The organism is Pseudomonas sp. 58 R 3 (assembly GCF_900006605.1).
Lineage (GTDB): Bacteria > Pseudomonadota > Gammaproteobacteria > Pseudomonadales > Pseudomonadaceae > Aquipseudomonas > Aquipseudomonas salomonii.
Map to the genome: position 1 here is coordinate 48028 of NZ_CVTT01000083.1, position 7077 is coordinate 55104.

Annotated in this window: 6 protein-coding genes; 4 read left to right on the forward strand and 2 right to left on the reverse strand. The window is 61.2% G+C overall.

What is annotated here, in order from left to right; genetic code table 11:
- The first annotated feature begins 28 nt into the window (after nt 1-28).
- Nucleotides 29-2173 (forward strand): TonB-dependent siderophore receptor, encoded by a 2145-nt coding sequence (locus BFP92_RS26570; RefSeq protein WP_065931792.1) that lies wholly within the window; start codon nt 29-31, stop codon nt 2171-2173.
- Here BFP92_RS26570 and BFP92_RS26575 read toward each other — a convergent pair.
- Nucleotides 2163-3293, reverse strand: a complete 1131-nt coding sequence (locus BFP92_RS26575; protein WP_065931793.1) for an MFS transporter — start codon at nt 3291-3293, stop codon at nt 2163-2165. The genes BFP92_RS26570 and BFP92_RS26575 overlap by 11 nt on opposite strands.
- 99 nt (nt 3294-3392) lie before the next feature.
- Between BFP92_RS26575 and BFP92_RS26580 the strand changes: the two genes are divergently transcribed.
- On the forward strand, nt 3393-4163 hold the full coding sequence (locus tag BFP92_RS26580) for an AraC family transcriptional regulator (RefSeq protein WP_065931794.1): 771 nt from the start codon (nt 3393-3395) through the stop codon (nt 4161-4163).
- 19 nt (nt 4164-4182) lie between these two features.
- On the opposite strand, the gene BFP92_RS26585 is transcribed toward BFP92_RS26580, so the two are convergent.
- On the reverse strand, nt 4183-4653 hold the full coding sequence (locus BFP92_RS26585; protein ID WP_065931795.1) for an Lrp/AsnC family transcriptional regulator: 471 nt from the start codon (nt 4651-4653) through the stop codon (nt 4183-4185).
- Between the two features lie 123 nt (nt 4654-4776).
- Between BFP92_RS26585 and BFP92_RS26590 the strand changes: the two genes are divergently transcribed.
- Nucleotides 4777-6021 carry a methionine gamma-lyase gene (locus BFP92_RS26590; RefSeq protein ID WP_065931796.1) on the forward strand — a complete coding sequence of 415 codons (1245 nt, stop codon included), beginning with the start codon at nt 4777-4779 and terminating at the stop codon, nt 6019-6021.
- A gap of 232 nt (nt 6022-6253) precedes the next feature.
- A complete protein-coding gene (locus BFP92_RS26595) occupies nt 6254-6931 on the forward strand; it encodes a helix-turn-helix transcriptional regulator (protein WP_170875875.1) in 678 nt (225 codons plus the stop codon).
- The last annotated feature ends 146 nt before the right edge of the window (nt 6932-7077 follow it).

Below are 7077 nucleotides of genomic sequence, written 5' to 3' on the forward strand. Positions count from 1 at the left end.
CCGCCCCGCGCATTAAGGCCCTACCCCCATGGTTGTGCGTTTTCGTCCCGTCGTTACCTCACGTTTCGCCCTCGGCCTGTTACTCAGCGGCAGCCTGGGCAACAGCATGGCCGCTGAAATCGAACTACCGGCGGTAAACGTCCAGGGCCAGGACGAATCCGGCTATCGCACCAACAGCGCCTCGGTGGGCGGCTTCAACGAAGCGCCGTTGCTGGACACTCCGACATCAATCACCGTAATCAACGCCGAACTGATCAAAGACCAGCAAGCGCGCCTGCTCAGTGAAGTGCTGCGCAACGACGCCTCGGTTGGCGACAGTTATGCGCCCATCGGTTACTACGAAAACTTCGTGGTGCGCGGCTTCTCGCTGAACGCAGCGAGCAGCTACAAGATCAACGGGCGCACCATCACCGGCGAGCAGAACGTCGCCCTCGAAAACAAGCAGCAGGTCGAGGTGCTCAAGGGCCTGGCGGGTTTGCAAAGCGGCATTTCCGAACCCGGCGGCGTGATCAATTACGTGACCAAGCGCCCGGAGGATGTGCGTTCGGTCACCGTGTCCACTGACGACCGTGGCAGTGGTTATGTCGCCACCGATGTGGGTGGCTGGTTTGGCAGCGAGCAACAGTTCGGCCTGCGCGCCAACGTTGCCCACGAAGACCTCAATTCGTATGTCGAGCACGCCGATGGCCAGCGCGATTTTGTGTCCCTGGCCTTCGACTGGAACATCAGCCCCGACGCGGTGCTGCAACTGGACGCGGAATACCAGAACAAGCAACAGCGCTCCGTGCCGGGTTATCAACTGCTGGGCGGCACCGAAGTGCCCCATGACGCGTCACCGAAAAAGTTGCTGGGGCACCAGAGTGGCTCCCATCAGGTGGGCATCGATTCGCTGAACCTCAATGGCAAGTTTGAATACCGTTTCAGTGATCAGTGGAAAGGCAGCCTCAGTGCCGCCCACAGCAAAGTGGTGATTGATGATTACAGCGCGTTTGCCTGGGGAGGCGCCACGACCGGCGTAGGCAACTCCTTCACGCCGGACGGCAACTACGACATTTACGATTACCGCAGCCCCGACGACACGCGCCGTGATGATGAAGTGCAAGCTGCAATGACCGGGCTGTTCGACACTGCCGGACTGGGCCATGAACTGACTGTCGGCACCAGCGCGTTTCGCCGGGTGATCGACAAGCGCAAGTCCGTCAACGAGTGGATCGGCAGCGGCAACATCAACCAGGACGCACCGACCTTCGAGCCTGCCGACAAGCCGCTGAACCCCAGCCACCGCACCCTCGACAGCCGCCAATACGGCCTGTTCGTCACCGACCGCATCCGCTTCAACGAGCAATGGCAAACCATCATTGGCGGGCGCGAAGTGCGTCTGGATGAAAAAGCGTTCGATGACCAAGGCAACCAGGCGCGCCACACCCAGCAATACGTATTCCTGCCTCAAGCTTCGTTGATCTATAAACCCGTGGAAAATATCTCGCTGTACACCAGCTACAGCAAGGGCTTGTCATTGGGCGGCACGGCACCGTGGTTTGCGCAGAACGAAAGCGAAACCCTGGCCCCAACCGTGTCCCGGCAAATCGAAGCTGGCGTGAAATACGACTGGCGCCGCATCAGCTTCGCCGCCGCCGTGTTCCAGACCCGCCAGGCCTACCAGTATTCCAAGCCGGATGGTGCCGGTAACTTCACCTACGTCCAGCAAGGCGAACAAAAAAATACCGGCCTGGAACTCTCCGCCAACGGCTGGGCCACCGACCGCCTGCAGATCGCCACCAGCGTGGCGGCGATTCGCGCCCGCGTGACCAACAGCGGCACGCCGGACTACGAAGGCCACCAGGCCATCAACGTACCCAAACTGCGCGCCAGCCTGTATGCCGATTACGCCCTGCCGTGGATGAATGGGCTGGCCGTGCTGGGCGGCGTGCAATACAGCGCCAGGAAGTACGCCGACCGCACCGGCAATGTGCAGGTGGGCGACTATGCCGTGGTGAATGTCGGCAGCCGCTACACCACCAAAATCGACGGCTATGAAACCGTGTTCCGCCTCAGCGTCGACAACCTGTTCGACAAACGCTACTGGCGCGATGCAGGCGAATACATGGGCGATGATTACCTGTTCCAGGGCGCGCCCTTGACCGCGCGCCTGAGCGCTTCGGTCAACTTCTGAGCCCGCGCGGCGCTGCCAGCCACAGCGCCGCCAAACCACAGACCAACAGGCTCCAACCCAGGTCCTGGGCCCAGGCGACCAGGGTCAACCCGGCGCCGATCACCAGGTAATACAACAAGCCAAACAGCGCGGCGGCCGTGCCCAGGCGATCCTGATAAGCCACCAGCGCGGCCCCCAGCACATTGGGAATGGCCATGCCAAACGCCAGCACCACCAGCAGCATCGGCCAGACAAACATCCAGCTGTGTTGCAGCAGCACGACCAGCAAGCCGTCCAGCACCGCGACACCGGCGGCGATCAGTACTAATTGCTCGCCATTTATTCCACGCTTGAGCAGCCGTTTGTTCAGCCACGCACCAAACCCCGAGCCCAGCGCCAGCCACACGCCGCTGTAGCCGAAGTCGGCGGCAGACAAACCCAGCCGCGAAAAGATGAATGGCCCCAGGCTGTAATAGCTGAACAGCGCAATGTTGAACGCCGCCACCAACCCCACCGATCGCCAAATCCCGGCATCCCTGAGCAGCAACCGCAACGTCTCGCCAAGCGCGGCGGTCGGCAGCGAGGCTGGACGTGTCTCCGGCAACGCCCATAAGCACACTGCCCACAAGGCCAGCGAGAGCAGCAACAAGCCACTGAGCACCCCGCGATAACCGAAGGACTGCACCAGGCTGGCGCCCGTGAACAAACCCACGGCCGGGCTGGCGGCCAGGGCAATGCCCATCAGCGAAAATACCTGGGCCAATTGCACGCCCTGGAAACGGTCACGCAGCACGGTCTGCGTCACTACCGAGCCGACCGCCGCGCCAAACGCCGCCAACGCCTGGGCCAGCAGCAAACCGTTGAAGCTGGTCATGCCCAGGGCCAGTACCGTGGCCGCCACATACAGGGCCAATCCGGCCAGCATGACCGGCCGCCGCCCCCAACGATCACACAGTCGGCCCCACACCACCACACCAAAAGCGAACGCCAGAAAGTACACCGACAACGTCTGCCCGGCCCGCTCCGGCCCCACCGCAAAGGCCCGGCCGATATCTCCCAGCGCTGGGCTGTAAAGCGTTTGGGCCAGTTGCGGGAACATCAGTAACGCCACCGTCAGTGGCAAAAAAATTCTAATCTTCATTCCCCAACTCCTTTGCTTGAAACAGCGCAAGAAGTGTAAGAACTACGGAGTGGGGTATTATCCAGACTTTGACAATTTACCCATTAAATCGGACAACTTATGGCCTGGCTCACCGCCGACGCCCCTTTCGATCCCGACCACCTGGCAGCGCCGGTCATCGGCATCGCCGCCCTGCTCGGTGATCACGACTCCGGCCTGCACCGCCACCAGCGCGGGCAACTGCTGTTCACCCGCCGAGGGTGCACCCGTATCACCCTCGACAACCAACTGTGCCTGCTGCCGCCTTCGCGCGCCGCGTGGATCCCGTGCGGCGTGCCGCATCGCGCGGTGATGCACAAAACCGTGGACTATCGCTCGGTGTATCTGAGCCCGGCACTGGCCGATCAATTGCCCCCGCAGGTTGGGGTGATCGAGGTCAGCCCATTGCTGCGTGCAGTGCTGGAACCCATAGCGATGGCGCCCTTCGATACCGATTGGCAAACGGGCCGCTACGCGCATTTGCTTGCGCTGTGCCTGGATGAAATCCAGGCGGCCACCGCACAACCGATGCTCCTGCCCTTGCCCCATGACAAACGCCTGGCGCCCTTGCTCGCGGATCTGCAAAGGTTACCGCCGACCCTGCAAGCCCTGGAGCAACAGATAGGCGCCAGCACCAAGACCATCGGCCGGATATTCCTGCGGGAAACCGGCCTTGGTTATCAGCAATGGCGTCAGCAATGGCGCTTGATGCGGGCCATTGAACTGCTGGCCATCGGGCGTAACCTCGGCTACTGCGCGTTCGAGTTGGGCTTTGCCAGTGACAGCGCGTTGATCGCCTTCTTCAAAAGCATGACCGGCAGCACGCCACGCGGGTATATGAAAGTCGACTGAGGGCGTGCTTGAGACCGCTTCAGCCCAGTAACGGAATCACCCGCAAAGGCCGCACCGACTTATAGGAAAAACTCGAGTAGATTTCTTTAACGCAGGGCAACGTCTGCAACACCTCGCGCGCAAACTCGCCGAACGACTCCAGGTCTTTGGCCACCACCTCGAGCAAAAAGTCATAGCGCCCCGACACGTTGTGGCACGCGACGACCTCGGGAATTTCCAGCAGCCGTTGCTCGAACGCCCGGGCGATTTCCTGGGTGTGGCTTTCCATCATGATGCTGACAAACGCCGTGACGCCATAGCCCAGCGCCTTGGGCGACAGAATCGCCTGGTAGCCGCTGATCACCCCGCTCTCCTCCAGGTTGCGCACCCGTCGCCAGCACGGCGAAGTGGTCAGGGCCACGCGGTCGGCAAGCTCGGCCACGGTCAAGCGGGCATTGCCTTGCAAGGCGTTTAAAAGGGCTTTGTCGGTGCGGTCCAGACTCACGGGCATAACGTGCCTCTATTTGTTGTTTTTGTCGATGATTCGCCCCGTAATCCGCGATTTTCCTGGGCTTTTTGCAATGTTCAACTGTGGTTATGAGCATAGCATTGTAGGAAATAAGGAGCGTGCGACATGAACAATAAACACACTACATTCGGTTTTTCGACCCGCGCCATCCACCACGGTTACGACCCCAAGGACCATCACGGCGCCCTCGTACCGCCGATCTATTTATCGGCCACCTTCGCGTTCCCGACTGCCGAATATGGCGCTGCCTGTTTTGCCGGGGACGCCGGCGGCCACTTCTACACACGCATTTCCAACCCGACCCTGGCACTGCTGGAATCACGCATGGCCGCTCTGGAAAACGGCGCAGCCGCCGTGGCTTTCAGCTCCGGCATGGGTGCAATTGCGGCGACGTTCTGGACCTTGCTGCGTCCGGGCGACGAAGTGATCGTCAGCCAGACCCTGTACGGCTGCACCTTTGCCCTGCTGCACCATGGCCTTGCCGAGTTCGGCATCCGGGTGCGACACGTCGACCTCACCGACCTGGCCGCCCTGCGCGCGGCATTGTCCCCCGCTACTCGCATGGTCTACTGCGAAACCCCGGCCAACCCCAACCTGCGCCTGGTGGACATCGCCGCCGTGGCCGAGCTGGCGCACCAGCAACCGAATATCACCGTGGTGGTCGACAACACCTACTGCACGCCCTACCTGCAACGGCCGCTGGAACTGGGAGCCGATGTGGTGGTGCACTCGGCCACCAAGTACCTCAGCGGCCATGGCGATATCACCGCCGGTATTGCCGTGAGCAACCAGGCCCTGGCGCAACGTATTCGCCTGCAAGGCCTCAAGGATCTGACCGGCGCGGTGATGTCGCCGCAGGACGCATCCTTGCTGATGCGCGGCCTCAAGACCCTGGCCCTGCGCATGGACCGCCATTGCAGCAACGCCCAGGCGGTGGCCGAAGCCTTGCAGGCCCACCCTGCGGTGCAGTGGGTGACTTACCCGGGCCTGCGCTCTTTCCCTCAATACGCCCTGGCGGCGCGGCAGATGAAGCAGTCCGGCGGCATGATCGCGTTTGAACTCAAGGGCGGCATCGACACCGGCCGGCGCTTCATGAATGCCCTCAACCTGTTCACTCGCGCCGTCAGCCTGGGTGACGCTGAATCGCTCGCCCAGCACCCGGCGAGCATGACCCACTCCACCTACACCCCCGAAGAACGCGCGCAGCACGGTATCAGCGAAGGCCTGGTACGCTTGTCGGTCGGGCTTGAAGACATCGCCGACCTGTTGGCCGATATCCACCAGGCCCTGGCCAAATGCACGCGTGCGGCACCGGGCCGCGCCGTGGTGGAAGAACACGCCGTGAAATAAGGCCTAGGTTTGAGGTAATCCTTTCCCACAGACGGTGGTCGGACTGGTCCGACCGCCGTTGTGCGTTTTAATCTGGTTTTTTTGCCGATTGGATCCCCCTGCTTTTCCCAGGCTGTACTAGCATAGGTGCTTGGCGGGTGCATTATCACTGCAGGTTATTCACTTCGATTACCTTGTTAAGCCCCGCCGTTATAAGGATGAATACCCGCACTCGACATTCATGGACGAACTGATGAACTCACACCTGTTTCCCCATATAGGCAAAGTCATCGCCAGCACCGGCAGCCGCCATTTCCCGCGCATGCTGCATGACTTGATCCTGACCCAACTGGCAGTGGACGCCACCCATATCACCCAACTGCAGGTCAGCGCCGAAGGGCACACCCGGCGCCGGATCAGCCCGGTCTACACCGACTCGGCGGCGGTGCTGGGCCAAGAACAACTCGCCGCCCAATTGCACCTTACGCGCCGCAAGGACGATGTGCGTTATGTGCTGTCGGTGTATCGCTCGCATCAATCGGAAAGTTTTTCGCCGCAGGAACGCAGCATGCTGCAGGATTTTTCTACGCTGCTTCTGCCCATGGTCGAGAAGCACATCACTGCGATCCAGCCGTGTCGCCAGGACGGGTCGCCTGTGGTGGCGAAAAATCAGGGGCTTGAAACCTTGCGTCGGCGTATTGAAGAGCGTCTGGTGCAATCGGGGTTGACCTTGTCCAACCGTGAGCTGGAAGTGTGCGTGGGCTTGCTGGCCGGGCGGACCGCACCGCAGTTGGCGGAGCAGTTGGCGTTGAAGGTCAACACTGTTGAAAGCTACCTCAAGCGGGCGGCGATCAAGCTGGGGATCAGCGGGCGGCATTCGTTGTTGCGGTGGATGTATGCGGGTGATGAGGGGGTAGCTGCGGATCTCTAGATCACAGCAGAGTTTTATTGGGTGGTTTGTCGGAGTACATATCCGTTATTTAGGTAACGGCGGCCTATGGTTCCGCTCTTACAGCGGCTCACTTTTTGAGGGACCAAAAAGTAAGCAAAAAGTCCTCGCCCCAACACTCGGTGCCT